Below are 2,242 nucleotides of genomic sequence, written 5' to 3'. Positions count from 1 at the left end.
CGCCTCGCCCTCCCCGACCGGCTCGAGCTGTCCCGTCGTCGCGCCCGCAGCCTCCCCTTCGGCGCCAGGGATCTCGGCAGCGGCGGGCGCCCCAGCGTCCGCGCCAGGCGCAGCCGCCTCGGGCGATCGCGCCTCGGGAGCGGGCGCCGACGGAGCAGGCACGACCGCCGGCTCGCCGCGTTGCGCTGCGAACAGCGCGACCGCGCCACCGACCAGACCCGCGAGCAGCACCGCGATGACGACCCCGCGCAGCCGCCGAGGCTCCGGCTCCACGGCGGTCGCCGCCTCGACCACGCCGACCGCGTCGATCTGCGCGCGAGGCCGATCCGTCGGCGCGAAGCGCATGGGCACAGACTCCCGCGGCGGCAGGGTCTCGCGCGCGTGCATGGGCTCGAGCACGGGCAAGGTCTGCGCCGAGCGCAGCTGCGCCGAGGGAGCGGCCGCGCCGGCCCCCTCGTGGACCCGCAGCGCCGCCAGAGCCGAGCGCAGCTCGGGCACGACGAGCATCGCCCGCAGCTCCCCCGCCACGGTCTGCGCGTCCGCGGGTCGACGCCCCACCTCCTTGTCGAGCAGGCGCATGCACAGGTCCGCCGCCGCCCCGGGGATGGCCCGACCCGGCGCGGCCTGGCGCGGATCGAGCACCGCCTTGTGGACGTGCTGGGCGAGGATCTCGACGAAGCTCTCGCCGGTGAAGGGCACGTCGCCGGTGAGCAGCTCGTAGAGCATCACGCCGACGCTGTAGAGGTCGGCCGCGGGGCGCAGCTGCTCGCCGAGGATGCGCTCCGGCGCGACGTAGTAGGGGGTCCCCAGCACCGAGCCCTGCTGGGTCTCGAAGCCGCGCTCTTCCCCGGCGACCTTGGCCACGCCAAAGTCGAGGATCTTCACCTGCGGCGCGGCGCCGGCTTGCGTCGCGCACACGAACACGTTGGCCGGCTTGACGTCGCGGTGGATGACCCCCGCGCGGTGGGCCGCGGCCAGGCCATCGCACAGCTGGGCGAGGATGGCGAAGGCCTCGTCGAGGCCGTGGTCCTCGTCCATCCACGCCTCGAGGGGCTCGCCCTCGAGCATCTCCATGACCATGTAGGTCGGCGCGTGGGGCTCGTCGGGGCGGGCGGTGACGAAGTCGAGGACCTCGACGATCTGCGGGGCGCCGATCTGGCTGGCGGCCAGGGCCTCCTGGCGAAAGCGGCCCATGTGCTCGGGCGAGCGCGCGGCGTCTCGGCGCAGCAGCTTGACCGCGACCTGGCGCGCGAGCACGGTGTGCTCTGCCGCGTAGACCCGGCCCATGCCGCCCTCGCCGAGCAGGCCGACGACGCGGTAGCGGCCGTCGATCAACGCGCCGGCGGGCAGCGGCGCGTCGCCGTCGGGGAGCTCCTCGCTGCCGAAGCGAAAGCGCCGGGTGCTGCGGAGGGTGACCCGTCGAGCGCGGCCCGGTCTCGCGCCGGTCCCCGAGCCTTGCAGCGGCGTGGTCCCGAGCTTCTGTTTGCGGATCGCGGCGGCCCCGTCGACGCCCGCTGGGCTCGGCACGTGGTTCGGGATCTGGTTCGGAATCTGGCCCGGACGGATCGTCGGCCGCATGGCCAGGGGCAGATCCCCCGCGCCCTCCCCCGCCGCCGGAGAATCCTGCGGCCGCCACGCTTGGCCACCCGGTGGTGCGGACACCGCCACAGACCCGAAAGTAGCACGTCCAGCCCTCCGGTCCGGCCCACGAGCAGCGCGCCGTCCTCCTGCCCCTGCGTCTGGCTTTCTGTTAGAACCCCCGCCGTGTCCAAGAGCACCCGCAAGCTCGACGCCCTCGCTGCCCTCCTCGAACGCACCGGCGGTGACCCCCGCCGCATCGAGGCCGTGCGCCGCGCCCAGTCCTTCCGCCGCTCGTGGATCGACCTGGCCGAGACGCTGGTCACCGTGCGCTCCAAGCACCTGTACGAGAAGTGGGGCTACGGCGACTTCTACGAGTACTGCCAGGACGAGCTGACCCTCAAGCGGGGCACCGTCGACAAGATGACGATCAGCTACAGCACCCTCGAGCGCCGGGCTCCGGAGGTCCTCGAGCGCGACGGCGTGGCCCGCCAGATCCCCTCCTACGAGTCGCTGGACTACTATCACAAGACCGTCGGCGAGCTCGAGGCCTTCGCCCAGCAGCCCGTCGCCGACGCCGAGGACGAGGCGGCCAACGAGCCCCCCGTGCCCAAGCGCGGCAAGAGCATCGCCCAGGCGCCCTCGGCCGAGCTGCGCCAGGAGT

1 protein-coding gene and 1 pseudogene are annotated in these 2,242 nt (G+C 74.0%); one reads left to right on the top strand and one right to left on the bottom strand.

Going from position 1 to position 2,242, the window contains the following annotated elements; all coding sequences use genetic code 11:
• Positions 1 to 1,527, bottom strand: a 1,527-nt coding sequence (locus PPSIR1_RS45415; RefSeq protein ID WP_198154737.1) for a serine/threonine-protein kinase, incomplete at its 3' end; no start/stop codon positions are given.
• 237 nt (positions 1,528 to 1,764) lie between these two features.
• Between PPSIR1_RS45415 and PPSIR1_RS45410 the strand changes: the two are divergent.
• A pseudogene (locus PPSIR1_RS45410) lies at positions 1,765 to 2,242 on the top strand (hypothetical protein); the annotation flags it as partial.

It is taken from the genome of Plesiocystis pacifica SIR-1 (assembly GCF_000170895.1).
Taxonomy (GTDB): Bacteria; Myxococcota_A; Polyangia; order Nannocystales; family Nannocystaceae; genus Plesiocystis; species Plesiocystis pacifica.
This window is presented reverse-complemented; position numbering and strand designations above follow the sequence as displayed.